Origin of the sequence: Flavihumibacter rivuli (genome assembly GCF_018595685.2) — a bacterium.
Classification (GTDB): Bacteria; Bacteroidota; Bacteroidia; order Chitinophagales; family Chitinophagaceae; genus Flavihumibacter; species Flavihumibacter rivuli.
Map to the genome: position 1 here is coordinate 4,020,067 of NZ_CP092334.1, position 14,800 is coordinate 4,034,866.

General features: G+C 47.9%; 14 protein-coding genes. All 14 read left to right on the top strand.

Translation table 11 applies throughout. From position 1 onward, the window contains the following. Positions 1-102 precede the first annotated feature (102 nt). The 14 genes from KJS94_RS17055 (at position 103) to KJS94_RS17120 (ending at position 14,705) form a co-directional block, all read left to right on the top strand. Entirely contained in the window at positions 103-1,887 is a 1,785-nt protein-coding gene (locus tag KJS94_RS17055) for an ABC transporter ATP-binding protein (RefSeq protein WP_214449237.1), read from the top strand. Positions 1,888-2,611: 724 nt separating this feature from the next. After that, positions 2,612-3,724 (top strand): F0F1 ATP synthase subunit A, encoded by a 1,113-nt coding sequence (gene atpB / locus KJS94_RS17060; RefSeq protein WP_214449236.1) that lies wholly within the window; start codon positions 2,612-2,614, stop codon positions 3,722-3,724. 32 nt (positions 3,725-3,756) lie between these two features. Next, entirely contained in the window at positions 3,757-4,005 is a 249-nt protein-coding gene (gene atpE / locus KJS94_RS17065) for an ATP synthase F0 subunit C (protein WP_214449235.1), read from the top strand. 104 nt (positions 4,006-4,109) lie between these two features. After that, entirely contained in the window at positions 4,110-4,610 is a 501-nt protein-coding gene (gene atpF, locus KJS94_RS17070) for a F0F1 ATP synthase subunit B (RefSeq protein ID WP_214449234.1), read from the top strand. Between the two features lie 24 nt (positions 4,611-4,634). After that, the gene (gene atpH / locus KJS94_RS17075) at positions 4,635-5,198 is read left to right on the top strand and encodes an ATP synthase F1 subunit delta (RefSeq protein ID WP_214449233.1); all 564 of its coding nucleotides are present in this window, start codon (positions 4,635-4,637) and stop codon (positions 5,196-5,198) included. Between the two features lie 30 nt (positions 5,199-5,228). Continuing rightward, complete coding sequence (gene atpA, locus KJS94_RS17080) at positions 5,229-6,806, top strand: F0F1 ATP synthase subunit alpha (protein ID WP_214449232.1); 1,578 nt, start codon at positions 5,229-5,231, stop codon at positions 6,804-6,806. A 427-nt stretch (positions 6,807-7,233) separates the two neighbouring features. Further along, positions 7,234-7,989, top strand: coding sequence for a hypothetical protein (locus KJS94_RS17085; RefSeq protein ID WP_214449231.1), 756 nt, complete (start codon positions 7,234-7,236; stop codon positions 7,987-7,989). Between the two features lie 198 nt (positions 7,990-8,187). Then, the gene (locus KJS94_RS17090; RefSeq protein WP_239804204.1) at positions 8,188-10,419 is read left to right on the top strand and encodes a TonB-dependent receptor; all 2,232 of its coding nucleotides are present in this window, start codon (positions 8,188-8,190) and stop codon (positions 10,417-10,419) included. Between the two features lie 128 nt (positions 10,420-10,547). Next, the gene (locus KJS94_RS17095) at positions 10,548-11,189 is read left to right on the top strand and encodes a hypothetical protein (RefSeq protein ID WP_214449229.1); all 642 of its coding nucleotides are present in this window, start codon (positions 10,548-10,550) and stop codon (positions 11,187-11,189) included. A 54-nt stretch (positions 11,190-11,243) separates the two neighbouring features. After that, complete coding sequence (locus tag KJS94_RS17100; RefSeq protein ID WP_214449228.1) at positions 11,244-11,867, top strand: hypothetical protein; 624 nt, start codon at positions 11,244-11,246, stop codon at positions 11,865-11,867. Continuing rightward, on the top strand, positions 11,860-12,150 hold the full coding sequence (locus KJS94_RS17105; protein WP_214449227.1) for a winged helix-turn-helix domain-containing protein: 291 nt from the start codon (positions 11,860-11,862) through the stop codon (positions 12,148-12,150). Before KJS94_RS17100 ends, KJS94_RS17105 begins: the two co-directional genes overlap by 8 nt. A 91-nt stretch (positions 12,151-12,241) precedes the next feature. Continuing rightward, entirely contained in the window at positions 12,242-13,177 is a 936-nt protein-coding gene (locus KJS94_RS17110) for an ABC transporter ATP-binding protein (RefSeq protein WP_214449226.1), read from the top strand. Next, positions 13,155-13,994, top strand: coding sequence for an ABC transporter permease (locus KJS94_RS17115; protein WP_214449225.1), 840 nt, complete (start codon positions 13,155-13,157; stop codon positions 13,992-13,994). The genes KJS94_RS17110 and KJS94_RS17115 overlap by 23 nt, the downstream gene beginning before the upstream one ends. 9 nt (positions 13,995-14,003) lie before the next feature. Continuing rightward, the gene (locus KJS94_RS17120) at positions 14,004-14,705 is read left to right on the top strand and encodes a LolA family protein (protein WP_214449224.1); all 702 of its coding nucleotides are present in this window, start codon (positions 14,004-14,006) and stop codon (positions 14,703-14,705) included. Positions 14,706-14,800 lie beyond the last annotated feature (95 nt).

Genomic DNA, 14,800 nt, shown 5'->3' on the forward strand with positions numbered 1-14,800 from the left:
TCCTGACTCATAACCCTGTGCCTGAATTGGAGGATATCCATGTTAACGGTACAGGGTTTTGTCTTAACAAAAAGACTTTATTCTAAGACCTATCTTTGCCTGATGGCATCTGTCCCGGTACGTAATAAAATATTCGACTTTAGTTTACTCCGCAGGGTTTTGCAACTCGCGGCGCCCTATAAACGAAGGGTTTACCTTTCCCTGACCCTCGCCATTTTATTGGCACTTCTATCTCCCCTACGCCCTTACCTCATCCAGGTGACGGTCAATAATTATATCAAGAATGGGCTGCTGGATTGGGTGGTAAGGATCACCATCATCCAGGTAGTGTTCCTGGCCATCGAAACCCTGTTCAGGTTCATGTTCTCCTTTACCACAGCCTGGTTGGGTCAAACCGTGGTTAAGGACCTGAGGGTAAAAGTGTTCAATAAGGTCATCCGCCTGAATCTCTCGCAGTTCGACAAAACCCCGATCGGCACCCTTACCACCAGGACCATTAATGATATTGAATCCATCAATGATATATTCAGTGACGGGTTGATCCCCATTGTGGCCGACCTGCTTTCCATCATCTCGGTGCTAATCGTCATGTTTGCCGTGGATTGGAAGCTGGCACTGGTGAGTCTTGCGCCCTTCCCGATCCTGATCATTGCCACCTATGTGTTCAAGGAAAGCGTGAACCGCTCTTTTATCAGGGTGAGGAATGCCGTGGCAGCATTGAATGCTTTCGTGCAAGAACATATTACGGGGATCCAGGTGGTGCAGGCCTTTGCGGCAGAGGACAGGGAATTGAAGAAATTCCAGCACATCAACAGGGAACATAGGAATGCCAATATCAAGGCCATTTTTGCCTATTCGGTTTTCTTTCCTGTAGTGGAAATCGTATTGGCCGTATCAACGGGGCTCCTGGTTTGGTGGGGGGCCAGTAAGGCCATCCTTTTGCCGGAACAGGAAGCAGCAGCCATGGCAGGCAAAATGATCTCCTTTATTCTTTATTTGAACCTGCTCTTCCGCCCCTTGCGCATGATCGCGGATAAGTTCAATACCCTCCAGATGGGCATGGTCGCCAGCGAAAGGGTATTCAAGGTGCTGGATAACGATGATTTTATTAACCAAGAGGGTAGTTATGCGCCAGGTAAGGCAATCGGTAAGATCGAATTCGACCATGTTTGGTTTGGCTACAATCCTGAGCAGTATGTACTAAAGAATATCAATTTTACGGTTGAGCCAGGGGAGACGGTTGCCCTTGTAGGGCATACAGGTAGCGGCAAGACCTCCATCATTAGCCTCCTGAACCGCCTCTACCATATCCAGAAAGGGCAGATCAGGATCGATGGGGTGCCTATTGAAGAATATAAACTGGATGCCCTGAGAAAGCAGACCGGGGTGGTGCTGCAGGATGTATTCCTTTTCTCGGGCTCGGTCCTGGACAATATTACTTTAAGGAATCCCGAAATCAGTCGTGAACAGGTGGAGAGAGCCGCAAAGCTTATCGGGGTGCATGACTTTATTCTCCAGCTACCCGGTGGTTACGATTATAAGGTGATGGAGCGGGGAAGCACCCTTTCCCTGGGTCAGCGACAGTTATTGTCCTTTATCAGGGCTTTATTGTATGATCCTTCCATCCTGATCCTGGATGAAGCCACTTCCAGTGTGGATACGGAGAGCGAGAAACTGATCCAGCATGCCATCGATACCCTGATCGCCGGTCGTACGGCCATCGTAATCGCCCACCGGCTTTCCACTATCCGCCGGGCCGATAAGATCATTGTGCTGGATAAGGGCGAGATCCGGGAGATGGGCAACCATGAATCGCTGATGGAGCAGCAGGGGTATTATTATAAATTATACCAGAGCCAGTTTGAAAAGATGGAGAAGGCGGGGTAGGAGGGTATGTGGAAACCCACCTACGCTAAAGCTTCGGCGGGCGCGGTGTGGATATGTGAAAATGTGATCCTTACACCAACCTGGGCCATCTAACCATTAAATAAATAATTCCTAACCCCATTGGGGTCTCCCTAAGGGGCTGCTATGTACCCACATGTTCACCTCAGCAGGGTCTCCCGCAGGGGACCCTGATGAATAGTAGGAGAGAAATTCATCGGAAGTCCTATGCGACCACGCCCGCTGGCGTGATGAGATGAGGTATCCCCCGTCGCCCCCTTTGGTCATCAAACACAACGGGGGCGGTCCTAAATGATCTGCGCCGTTGATTGTAACGATGCAATTCTATTGTGCGCCGCTGTTGTGTGTTATCACCAACAGCTCATATATTCCTTCGCTAAGGGTATGGCAGAGGAGCTTTGGCTTTAAAGCTAACCAGCCTGTAAAGACCTAAGCTTGCCCTGGAAATCCTGGTTGGGCAGGCGCGGATTCCTGGAGCAGGGCCGGAATAGGGCAGGAGTGTTTGATATTTTCTTAACTGTTTGATTATTAAATGATTGAGTCTGATTTCTGCGTTTTATGCCGGTTTTTCCCTGCGGGTTTTTGGGCAGGATCAGGGGCATTCCGGGAAATCTGGCAGGTATTTTCAAAAATTCCCAATTCCCCAATTCCAAAATTTCTCCATTCCCCCCTCCCTCCTTATCTTTGCGCAAAATTTTAGACCCGCATGGCAAGGAAAAGCGTCAAATCTTTACTGGTAGCGGCTTTCAGCGCAGTTTTAATGTTTTTGGGAACTTCTGTTATGGCGAATGAAGGCGGTGAAGGAGGCCATGGAGAGGGTCAGCAGCAGGAATTCAACGCCGGTGAGGCGATCCTGCACCACATTGCCGATTCACATGAATGGCATTTCTTTACCATCGGTGAAAAGCATTTTACTATTCCCCTTCCGGTGATCGTTTACTCTCCCCAACGTGGGCTGAGCATGTTCTCTTCTTCCCATTTCCACCATGGTGAAGCGGTTCATGAAGGGTACAAGCTGGAGCATGACCATATCCTTGCGGTTAAGGAAGACGGTACTGTTGATGAGTCAGTGAAGGTGTACGATTTTTCCATGACCAAGAATGTGGTGCAGATGCTGATCGCGATTGTTGTGCTGATCTGGATCATGATGGCTGTTGCTAAGAAGTACCAGCAGAATGGTGCGGGCAAAGCACCCACAGGGCTCCAGAACGCCATTGAGCCGATCATCACCTTTGTTCGTGATGATGTGGCCAAGCCCAACCTGGGCCATAAGTACCAGAAGTACCTTCCCTACCTGTTGACTGTGTTTTTCTTCATCCTGATCAATAATATTTTTGGCTTGTTGCCTGGTGCGGCGAACGTAACCGGTAATATCGCCTTCACGGCCCTGCTGGCGCTGATCTCCCTGATCGTGATCCTGTTCAGCACCAACGGCCATTTCTGGGGCCATATCTTCTGGCCTCCCGGTGTGCCTTTCCTGGTGAAGCTGATCCTTATCCCGGTTGAACTGCTGGGTGTGTTCATCAAGCCAGCCGCCCTCATGATCCGTCTTTTCGCGAACATGACCGCCGGCCACATCGTAATCCTGAGCTTCGTTTCCCTGATCTTCATATTCGGACAAATGAGCACTGTAGCCGGCTGGGGTTTCTCTCCGGTATCCATTGCCTTCTCCGTTTTCATTTATGTGATCGAAGTGCTGGTGGCCTTTATCCAGGCCTTCATCTTCACCAACCTGACTGCGGTATTCATTGGCCAGGCGTTTGAAGGAGAGCACCATCACGATGATGCACATGGACACGAAACAGCAAAAGCACATTAATCTTTTTTTATAAACAACAAAACACAATTTGTATGTCAATCATGAACATCCTGTTGGAAGTAGGCATGGCTCAGTTGGGTGGTGCTATTGGTGCTGGTCTGGCAGCTATCGGTGCTGGTATCGGTATCGGACAAATCGGTAAAGGTGCCGTTGAGTCTATCGCTCGTCAGCCAGAAGCCGCTAACGACATTCGTGGTAACATGATCCTGACTGCAGCGTTCATCGAGGGTGTTGCCCTGTTCGCTGTGATCGCGGGTCTGCTGGCCGTTCTGACCAAGTAATCCACGTAAAAAGAATACTGCATCCAAAGCACAGGGCGGAGGATGCAGTTATTTCGCTTTTTGACCACGGAATTGTGTTAATTGTCAACTTTTAAGTAAATAATATGGAATTGTTACTGCCTGCCTTAGGTTATTTCGTTTGGACCCTGGTTGCTTTCCTGATCGTATTCTTCATCCTGAAGAAGTTTGCCTGGAAGCCGATCATCTCTACCCTCAATGAGCGTGAGAAGAATATTGCTGATTCTATCGCTACTGCCGAGAAGGTGAAAATGGAAATGGCCCAGCTGCAGAGCGAGAACGAAGCCCTGATGGTTAAAGCCCGCGAAGAGCGTGCCCAGATGCTGAAAGAAGCTAAGGAAACCAAGGATCGTATCATCAATGAAGCGAAGGAGCAGGCGAAGCTGGAAGCGAACAAGATCATTACTGATGCCCAGGCTTCCATCCAGCAGCAGAAGAATGCCGCCCTTACCGATATCAAGAACAGCATCGGCAACATGGTTATCGAAGTAGCTGAGAAAGTGATCCGCAAGGAGCTGTCCAATAAGGCAGACCAGGAGCAGTATATCCGCACCCTGGCCAACGACCTGACAGCAAACCAGAACTAAAAGAACCTAAAGAATAATTGTAAGATGCGTAATTCACGTGTTGCCCATAGATATGCCAAGGCCCTGATGGACCTCGCTGTTGAGACCAACCAGGTGGAAGCAGTGATGCAAGATATTGCTGCCATCCAGGCTGTGACCAATGCAGAACTTCGCCAGGTTCTGTTGTCACCCATTATCAAGCATGATAAGAAGGTGAGCATTTTCAAGGCTATTTTTGAAGGAAAGATCAGTTCCCTGACCCAGTCCTTCTTTAATCTTGTCTTTACCAAGGGCAGGGAAACTTCGCTGACTGAGATCAATGAAGCCTTCCACGCACTGTACCGCAAGATGAAAGGTATTGCTGTACTCGAGTTGACAACAGCTGTGCCGATTTCAGAGGAGATGAAGGAGAACATCAGGAAAGGGTTGGAGTCCAGGCCCCGATTTCAGGGCAAGACTTTAGAAGTCAGGGAAAAAGTGGATCCGGACATCCTGGGAGGATTTGTGCTTCAGGTAGAAGATATTCTTTATGATGCCAGCATCCGCCACGACCTCCAGGTGATCAAACAACAGTTTGTTGAAAACATGTACGTTCAGAAAATCAGATAATAAAAAAGTAAACCATCAAAATAAGATAACATGGTAGACATTAAACCAGAAGAAATATCAGCGATACTGCGCCAGCAGTTGAGCAATTTCAACACTTCGGCTGAGCTGGAGGAAGTTGGTACGGTTTTGCAGGTGGGTGACGGTATTGCCCGCGTGTACGGCCTTGGTAACGTACGTTCCGGTGAGCTGGTTGAATTTGCTAATGGCGTTAAGGCCATTGCGTTGAACCTCGAAGAAGATAATGTGGGTGTGGTATTGATGGGTGAATCTTCCGAGATCAAGGAAGGCGACAAGGTTCGCCGTACCGGTAAGATCGCATCTATTAAAGTGGGCGAAGGTCTGGTAGGCCGTGTTATCAACACCTTGGGTGAGCCCATCGATGGTAAAGGTCCCATTACCGGCGACCTCTATGAAATGCCACTGGAGCGCAAGGCCCCTGGGGTTATCTTCCGTGAGCCGGTAAAAGAGCCGCTGCAGACTGGTATCAAGGCCATCGACGCCATGATCCCCATTGGTCGTGGTCAGCGTGAGTTGATCATTGGTGACCGCCAGACCGGTAAGACCGCTATTGCGATCGATACCATCATCAACCAGAAAGAATTCTTCAAGGCTGGTAAGCCTGTATATTGTATCTATGTTGCCATTGGCCAGAAAGCTTCTACCATCGCAGGTGTGATGAAGACCCTGGAAGAAAATGGCGCTATGGAATACACTACCATCGTTGCCGCTTCTGCGAGTGACCCTGCTCCCCAGCAGTTCTATGCTCCATTTGCCGGTGCCGCTATCGGTGAATTCTTCCGCGATACCGGACGTCCTGCACTGATCGTTTATGATGACCTGAGTAAGCAGGCTGTAGCTTACCGTGAGGTATCCCTGCTGCTGCGTCGTCCACCCGGCCGTGAGGCTTACCCTGGTGACGTATTCTACCTGCATAGCCGTTTGCTGGAGCGTGCTGCCAAGGTGATCAACAAGGATGAGGTTGCCCGCAACATGAATGACCTGCCTGAGAGTATCAAGCACATGGTGAAAGGTGGTGGTTCACTTACTGCCCTTCCGATCATTGAAACCCAGGCTGGTGACGTATCTGCGTACATCCCAACCAACGTAATCTCGATCACTGACGGTCAGATCTTCCTGGAAGGTAACCTGTTCAACGCCGGTATCCGTCCTGCGATCAACGTAGGTATTTCGGTTAGCCGTGTAGGTGGTAACGCCCAGATCAAGTCAATGAAGAAAGTTGCCGGTACCCTGAAGCTTGACCAGGCCCTCTATCGTGAGATGGAAGCCTTCTCTAAGTTCGGTGGTGATCTTGATGCAGCTACCAAGCTTGTACTGGATAAGGGTGCCCGTAACGTAGAGATCCTGAAGCAGTCCCAGTATGCCCCCTTCTCTGTTGAGAAGCAGGTGGCCATCATTTACCTGGGTACACAGGGCTTGTTGCGTGAAGTGCCTGTTAAGCGCGTGAAGGAGTTCGAAGAGCATTTCCTGATGGAGATGGAAAACAAACTCCCCAACGTTCTGGCTGAGTTCAAGAAGGGTAACCTTCCTGAAGATGGCATCAGCAAAATGGTTGAGCTGGCTAAAGGCCTGATGGCTCAATACAAGTAAGGAACAATAACTCCCTATATAAGCCCATCCAACCGGATGGGCTTTTTTATTGCCCACTTCGAGAGGAAATAGTTAGCGTTGTAATGGAACTAACACACAGTATGATCGACTTTTTTCTTTGTTCAGTGAGTAGGGCGGGAGAGTTCAGCGATTAATTGAGCCTGTTGGAGTTATACCTGGTAACAGAAGCGGGTAGCCGAAGCCATTCCTGTCGGCCTTGAAATATTTTTTTTGCACCACTTGCATATTTCAAATTCATTGTTAATCTTTGTATCACTCTAATCGATCCATCCAATCCTCTCCGGACAACCGTACCCCAATCATCCTCCTGTTTTATTGATCCATTCCGATTCCTTCGAAAGTCGTTTCGTTCGTATTCCAATACCTATGGGCATTGTTCAAGTTCGTTACCCAAACACAAAGTGTTATGAAGCATTCGAACCCAAGCCCGTTGGTAAACACATTGGTTCCTTTCTTCAAATTGTGGATGATCATTTTCGCATTGCTGGTATCAGCAATCGCCTCAGCGCAGACACTGGATTTCAGTGAAGCTAAACTGATAGGCGGTAAGGATGGCGGGAAAGGCGCTCAGTACCTGTTCAAGGGTGTGGCGAAAGATGTTTTGGGTAATGCCTCCATAGATTGTATAGTAACCATCAATGATCACTCCGGTGATGTTGAACTCAAGTCTGTCGATATTCCTGTAAGCGGCAATGGAACAGCGTTTCAGCCCCTGGTAAATTATAAAGCGGGTAAAAGTGATGCATGGATCGAATTTGGTTTTTCATTTCTTTCAGCTGATAGGCAGCAGGCCCCTAAACAACCCGTTTTGCTTCCTTTCCTGATCGCTTCATTTTATGGTTTGGAAGGTTATGAAGAAGCCAGGTCATTTATAGAATGTGACCTGGGCAGGGAAACTAATGTAGTGGTGGGAAGCCAGATCAATAACCTGGAAGTAACCCAGTTCGGGACCCTGTTCAGGACAGAGAACAAACAGGAAATGACAGGTAGTTATGCAGGTTTCAATGGCTATAATGAGAAGATATCCTTCTTTAGTCATGAAGTAGGTTCGGTAAAAGTTCGTTTTGGCCTCAAAAAGAATGGTAAGGAGTGGTCAGGGGAAGCCCAATATAACCTTGAATTCAGTGAAATGATCACTGCGTTTGCCATCCTCCGGAACTAATGGATAGTTGAAATAAAGAGGGTATTCACGTACCGCCCTCCCCGATGATATTCAAAAGCGTATAGTTTTAAAGGGTACGATCAACAACGGCCTGGCTATTCTTAGCCGGGCCTTTTTATACTATGGTTTATGGGTAATTATTATTACCCGATTGGTTTATATCATAAACTAGTTTACATTTGGAAAAAATTTTATCCATTGAACCGATTCCTTTGCAGCATCGTACTGCTATTGACCAGTATTACCGGCTTATCCCAGACCCGGATCGAAGGAAAAGTGAAAGACACCAAAGGGCGTCCTGTTGCCGGGGCCAGTATCAGCATCAAGGATAGTTATGATGGTGCTACGGCTGATTCTCTTGGCGGATTCAGCTTTGTTACAGAAGAGAAGGGGGAGCGGATGGTATTGGTGAGTTCCATTGGTTACCTGCTCCTGGAAAGACCTGTCACCATCGGTTCTTCCACCCTGAAGCTCGACCTTCAGCTTAAGGAAGCACCGGATGAGTTGAAGGCGGTGGTGGTGACTGCCGGTTCATTTGAGGCAAGCGACAGCAAAAGGACCACTGTCCTTAACTCCATTGATATCGTGACCACTGCTAGTGCGAATGCGGATGTGACCGGGGCGATCAGGACCCTTCCGGGTACGCAGCAGGTAGGAGAAAAGGAAGGCCTGTTTGTGCGGGGCGGATCTGGTGAGGAAGCAAAGGTGTTCATTGATGGTACCCTTGTCAACAATTTTTTCTATTCCAGTGTGCCGGATATTGCCCAACGTGGAAGGTTTTCCCCCTTCCTGTTCAAGGGAACTGTTTTTACTTCAGGCGGATATTCTGCACTCTATGGCCAGGCTCTTTCAGCTGCCCTGATCCTGGAAACCATCGACCTTCCGGACCAATCATCTGCCAATATAGGGGTGTCAACGGTGGGATTGAACGGTGGTTACCAGCACCTGAATAAAAAGAAGGATGCAAGCTGGGGTGTCAATTACGCATATACCAACCTGTTACCCTACTTTGAACTGGTGCCACAACGGCCGGATTATTTTAAGGTGCCGCAGTTCCATTATGCCGATGCTAATTTCAGATTCAAGACGAAAACCGGCGGCATGGTCAAGTTTTACAGTACTTTCCAGGCCAACCAGTTGGGACTCAGGAATGCAGATATTGATTCAGCCGCCCTTAAGAATGCCTTTTCGTTGTCTAACCAGAACCTGTATGCGAACCTTTCCTGGAAGGAAAAACTGGGAAAGAAATGGCGAATGAACCTTGGACTATCCTACAGCAATAACCTGGATGATATAGGAAACCAATTGCAGGACCAGGATGATAAACCGATCGCTATCCAGGGGCTGCCTTATGTACTCAAGAATTTTGCTTACGACCTGCGGTCAAGCCTTGCCCAAACCAAGCTGGTAATGGAGCGAAAGTTGAAAGGCCTGAGTGCTGTGCGATTCGGAGGGGAATACCTCTATTTCCATGACAGGTTGGAAGCACGGGATACCAGTTTCAGGGCAAGGAGCCTGGATGATCATTTCAAGGCTGTATTTGCCGAGACAGATATTTACATCACCAATGACCTGGCGGCAAAACTGGGGGCAAGGTTTGAACATAGTTCCCTTTTATCGAGGTCGAACCTGGTGCCAAGGATTTCCCTTGCCTATAAACTTGGCAACCTGGGCCAGGCGTCCCTTGCCTATGGCATGTTTTACCAGAAACCTGAGCGAAATCAATTAGTGATCAATACCAACCTGGATTACACAAGGTCCACACATTATATTGCCAATTTCCAAAAGGTGACATCGGGAAATACTTTCCGGGTTGAGGCGTTCTACAAAAAGTATGAAGACCTGGTAAAGACCTTTCCCGGGCTGGATAATAGCGGTTATGGCTATGCGAAGGGCGTGGAATTGTTCTGGCGGGATAAAAAAACCTTCAAGGGCTTCGATTACTGGGTATCCTATTCCTTCCTTGATACCAGGCGCGACTACCTGAATTATCCCAATTCCATCCAGCCCAATTTTGCGGCCAACCATACTGCATCCCTGGTGCTGAAGAAATTCATTACCAAATGGAAGACGCAGTTCAATGCTTCCTATACCTTTTCAACCGGGAGGCCCTATTACGACATAAGGTATAACAGCAATGAGGACAAGTTCGCCATCTACGACCAGGGAACGACCATCAACTACAACAACCTGAGCTTTAGCGTAAACTACCTGCCAACGGTTGGTAACCCCAATGCCAAGAAGTTTGTGGTATGGGTGCTTTCTGTCACCAACGTATTGAACCAGGACCAGGTATTTAATTATAACTATTCCTTTAACGGAAGCATCAAGCGGCCCGTTGTGCCGCCGGCCAACCAGTTCTTCTTCCTTGGCTGCTTCATCAGTTTTGGGATAGACAGGACGGAGGATGTGATCAACAGTAACTTGTAAGGAAAACCGTGGGATCAGCGCAAAACTGGTCAGGCTTTGCAAGTATTGATAAGTTTGGGTCCTGATGATCAATGCTGATTCATCAGGGCAGAAGGGATGTAAAAACTAAACTTTTAAAAATAAACACCATGAAAAGAATCTTCGGAACGATCGTATTGTTCATTGTTGTTAACCTGGCAAATGCCCAGTCTGATAAGTATACCAGTGCCATGTCAAAGCAAATCGCTACTATGGAGAATGGTTACCAAAACGGGGATTTTACCCCTGCTGCCAATTCCTTTGAAAGGATCGCACAGGCAGAGAAAGAGCAATGGCTGCCTTATTATTATGCTGCTTATTGTTATGTGATGCAAGCCTATATGGACAAGGATAATTCAAAAAAGGATGCCATTGCCGACAAGGCAGATAGCCTTATCAGAAGGGCTGAAGTCCTTGCAGGTGGTGAGAATAGTGAGATCTGTGTGATCAAAAGCATGATTGCCTCTGCCCACATGATGGTAGATCCACAGAGCCGCTGGATGCAATATGGCCCGGCATCTTCCGCTCAAATTGAAAAGGCAAAACAACTGGACCCGACCAACCCCCGACCGGTTTACCTGGAAGCACAATCCAAATTCTATACTCCTGAGCAGTTCGGCGGAGGTAAATCAGTAGCAGCTCCTTTATTCGAGAAGTCGATCGCCATGTTTGATACCTTTCAACCCAAATCAAGTCTGCATCCTACATGGGGCAAGCGTGCTGCGGAATACTTTTTAGCCCAATGCAAATAACTTGTGCTAAATTCCAATTACATATTTGGTCAATCCTGTTCAAAACAATTTTTAATGCCCGATCAACAAACAATGACGGAAGAGCAGAGCCTGGAACTGATCCAGCAAATGATCCAGGCAGCAAGGGATGAGCATAATGATAATGGTTTTGGGTGGCGCCTTTGGGGGTGGATATTGTTCATTGCCTCCTTTGGCACCTTCCTTTCGCTTGAGTTCAATTGGAAGGGGAGCTTCTGGCTATGGAATGCCGTATTGCCAGTTGGGGTAGTGCTGATGATCCTTTCCGGTATCTTCCGTAAGAAGCGCCATCGTAACCTTACCTATGCCAGGTCATTGCTGGATAAAATGGGTGTTGGATTTTTTGCCAGCCTGTTTGCAACCATTCTTGGTATCAACCTGTTCTTTACTTCCGAGGCATCGCCGGACAATGTAGAGTTCTGGGGCTTCTTTTATATCCTCTACGCCTTTTGGATGTATATCCATGGCAGTGCGTTAAAATTCCGTCCGCTGATATTCGGGGCGATTTTGAACTGGATCGCCGGTATCGCCATGTTCAGGATAACGGATATGAAATTTGATATGCTCCTGGGAGCTATGGCGATCTTATTTGGTTATCTTATCCCCGGTTACCTGCTCTACTTCCAGAGCAGGGCGGCTCAGAAAAAAAAGCATGTTTAAGGATCTCGACCCCATATTACATACACCCCTAAGACTTGCTGTGGTCTCTTTACTGATCAGTGTAAAAGAGGCAGAGTTTACTTTTATCCGGGAGAAGACCAATGCTACTGCCGGCAACCTGAGCGTGCAATTGAACAAGCTAAAGGAAGCGGGGTATATTGAGATCATCAAACAGTTCAAGGACAACTATCCCCAAACCATTTGCCGGATCACCCCTGTTGGCATCAATGCATTTGAGCAATATGTCGCCAACCTCCAATCCTATCTCCAGGTAAAGAAATAAGTGACTTAAGAATTATTGAGCGCCCTGTCAGGATTCCACAACAATCTTTCCTGATCGCTGTTATTGGAAGTGATAATACCCGATACTATTTATGCAGCCTATTGTTGAGGTCAATAACCTGGTCAAGCGCTTTGATGAACTGGTAGCAGTGGATGACCTTTCCTTTACGGTACATAAGGCTGATGTCTACGGTTTTCTGGGCCAGAACGGGGCAGGAAAGTCAACCACCATCAGGATGTTGCTTTCCCTCATAGCGCCCAGTTCGGGCTCCATAAGGGTTTTTGGCATGGACCTGCAAACCCACCGCAAAGAGATACTCCGCCAGGTTGGCGCGGTCATTGAGCGACCTGACCTTTATAAATACCTCACCGGATTGGAGAACCTGTCCATTTTCGCCAGGATGAGTGGCCAAAGGCCGGACAGGAAAAAGCTAATGGACCAATTGGAAATGGTGGGATTGGCCGAAAGGGCCCATTCCAAAGTGAGGACCTATTCGCAGGGTATGAAACAGCGATTGGGTATTGCTGTAGCCCTGGTCCATGATCCGGGGCTGGTGATACTGGATGAACCCACCAATGGACTGGATCCACAAGGGATCGCAGATATGCGCAACCTGATCCTGAGATTGAGCAGGGACTTTGGTAAGACCGTGATCGTGTCCTCCCACCTGCTCAGTGAGATCGAGCAGATCGCCACCAGGATGATCATCATAGATAAAGGAAGGAAGATGGTGGAAGGCGCTGTAGCTGACCTGTTCCATCCAGCTAATAACAGGGTACACCTCAGTGTTGGCAATATGCAGGAAGCCATTGAGGTAGTACAACAATCGAAATGGGCGGCAGCCTACCTGCAGGAAGGTAGTGACCGGCTGGCCATCAATATGCCTCCGGGGGAAGTGCCAGTATTGGTACAGCAACTGGCAGCATCAGGGGTTCTCATCCAAGAAGTAAGGTCAGCAAATTCCCTGGAAGAATATTTTCTATCAATTACAGCAGGAAAACAACATGTGGCAGCTTTTACGAATTGAATTATACAAGATCTTCAAAAGGCCGCGTACCTATATCAGCTTTGCTGCTATAGGTGCCATTGTGATGCTGATCCTGCTGGCCTTTTATGTGGATGGACGGAATTACATGGCCTTTGGCCTGCAATCCCTTACCCAGACCTTCGATATAGAAGGTAAGGTGTTAAATGGATACCTGATCTGCTTCATCATCTTACAGACCTTATTGATCCATGTGCCCCTGCTGATCGCGTTGGTTGCGGGTGACCTGGTGGCAGGTGAGGCCAATATGGGAACCCTTCGCTTGCTGATCACCAAGCCGGTGAGCAGGACAGAATTAATGTTCAGTAAATTCCTGGCTTCTGTGGTATATACCATGATGCTGCTGGTATGGATGGCCATTCTTTCCCTTTTGGTTTCTGTATTGGTGTTTGGGTTGGGTGACCTGATGATCCTGAAAAGCGAGGAAGTGGTGGTGTTGAACAAGGCCGATGTATTATGGCGCTATTTCGCAGCTTTTGGCTTTGCCGCCATCGCCATGACCACCGTCGCTGCCCTTTCCTTTCTATTGTCCATCTTTGCTGAGAATTCTATTGGACCGATCGTGACAACCATGAGTGTGATCATTGTCTTCACCATCCTGACCACCATGGATATCCCGGTCTTCAATAAGATCAAACCTTTCCTCTTCACCACACACATGATCGGCTGGAAGGGCTTTTTTGATGCCCCTGTGGTATGGGAGTCTGTTTTAACATCTGCAGGTGTCCTTGTGTTGCACATCATTGTGTTCGTAGGGGCTGCCATTGCAATATTCAGGAGAAAAGATATTTTGTCTTAAATGTGGGTTATGCGATACTTGATCATTTTGATGGGTTTGATTTGTTGCAGTCCGGTGGTTGCGCAGGACGCCAATGGTTTGCTGAAGCAGGTAAGGGCAAAAATGGCAAAGGTGAAGGACTATGTCGCCGATGGAATGCTGAAAACTGACGTGAGCTTCATGAATATCCCTGATTCGAAGGTGAAGGTCTATTTCAGGGACCCCGATCAGTTCAAGATCGTCAAGGAAGATGGTATTTCCATTCTTCCCAAAGGTGGTGTGAGTGTTAGTCTCAATTCCCTTTTATCCAACAAGGACTTTGTTGCAGTGGCTGGGGGCTATACAAACTGGAATAACAAGAAACTCGCAGTTATAAAATTGCTGCCCGTACAGGAGAATAGTGAGGTCGCCCTGACCACTTTGTATATCGATGAATTTACAGCATTGGTCTATCGCTCTACGACCACCACCCGCGATAACGGCACCTATGAAACCCAACTTCAATACGGTCGTTATGCCAGCTGGGGACTGCCCGATAAGGTCTTGTTCACTTTTAATACCCGCGACTTCAAATTGCCCAAGGGCGTGACCATGGAGTATGAGACCGGAAAGAAAAAGCCAGCGCAACAAAAGGCCACAGATGGAAAGGGAAAGGTGGATATAACCTATTCATCCTACCAGATCAATAAAGGCATACCGGCTTCCATTTTCAGTGCTGGAAAGAATAAGTGATCACCTGCTGTCTTTCCTCGTAATTGTCCCATGTATTATTACGAGGAAATCTTCGACTTACCCCAAAGTTCCTAAGGGGAATGGGTAATTTATTG

Bases quoted from the DNA above. Each gene is read 5' to 3' on its own strand.
- KJS94_RS17055 (WP_214449237.1), top strand. From the start codon at position 103: ATGGCATCTGTCCCGGTACGTAATAAAATATTCGACTTTAGTTTACTC.
- atpB (WP_214449236.1), top strand. From the start codon at position 2,612: ATGGCAAGGAAAAGCGTCAAATCTTTACTGGTAGCGGCTTTCAGCGCA.
- atpE (WP_214449235.1), top strand. From the start codon at position 3,757: ATGTCAATCATGAACATCCTGTTGGAAGTAGGCATGGCTCAGTTGGGT.
- atpF (WP_214449234.1), top strand. From the start codon at position 4,110: ATGGAATTGTTACTGCCTGCCTTAGGTTATTTCGTTTGGACCCTGGTT.
- atpH (WP_214449233.1), top strand. From the start codon at position 4,635: ATGCGTAATTCACGTGTTGCCCATAGATATGCCAAGGCCCTGATGGAC.
- atpA (WP_214449232.1), top strand. From the start codon at position 5,229: ATGGTAGACATTAAACCAGAAGAAATATCAGCGATACTGCGCCAGCAG.
- KJS94_RS17085 (WP_214449231.1), top strand. From the start codon at position 7,234: ATGAAGCATTCGAACCCAAGCCCGTTGGTAAACACATTGGTTCCTTTC.
- KJS94_RS17095 (WP_214449229.1), top strand. From the start codon at position 10,548: ATGAAAAGAATCTTCGGAACGATCGTATTGTTCATTGTTGTTAACCTG.
- KJS94_RS17100 (WP_214449228.1), top strand. From the start codon at position 11,244: ATGCCCGATCAACAAACAATGACGGAAGAGCAGAGCCTGGAACTGATC.
- KJS94_RS17105 (WP_214449227.1), top strand. From the start codon at position 11,860: ATGTTTAAGGATCTCGACCCCATATTACATACACCCCTAAGACTTGCT.
- KJS94_RS17110 (WP_214449226.1), top strand. From the start codon at position 12,242: ATGCAGCCTATTGTTGAGGTCAATAACCTGGTCAAGCGCTTTGATGAA.
- KJS94_RS17115 (WP_214449225.1), top strand. From the start codon at position 13,155: ATGTGGCAGCTTTTACGAATTGAATTATACAAGATCTTCAAAAGGCCG.
- KJS94_RS17120 (WP_214449224.1), top strand. From the start codon at position 14,004: ATGCGATACTTGATCATTTTGATGGGTTTGATTTGTTGCAGTCCGGTG.